Annotated in this window: 1 protein-coding gene; it reads left to right on the top strand. The window is 64.5% G+C overall.

Features of this window, described 5'->3' with window-relative positions:
* Positions 1-248: sigma 54-interacting transcriptional regulator (locus tag O4G76_RS21260; RefSeq protein WP_269399077.1), on the top strand; the 248-nt coding region annotated here is incomplete at both ends.

Raw genomic sequence — 248 nt, 5'->3', positions numbered from 1 at the left:
GCTCCAATCAGATCGTCAATTCGCTGCGACGCAGCCTTGAGGTGGCGCAGCTGAAGCGTGAAAATCAGGCGTTGCGCCGGGCGCTGGCGCAATCTGACCCCGGCAGCCGCCGCACAGACCTGATTGGCAGTTCTGCCGCCATTTCAGACGTGCGCGCGGTGCTGGAACGGGTGGCGCAACTCAAGACACCCGTGCTGATCACCGGTGCCTCTGGCACGGGCAAGGAAGTTGCCGCACGCCACCTGCAC

The organism is Limimaricola sp. G21655-S1 (genome assembly GCF_027213785.1).
Classification (GTDB): domain Bacteria; phylum Pseudomonadota; class Alphaproteobacteria; order Rhodobacterales; family Rhodobacteraceae; genus Limimaricola.
Note: the sequence above shows the minus strand (reverse complement) of the source record. Positions and strands in the feature narration are given on the sequence as shown.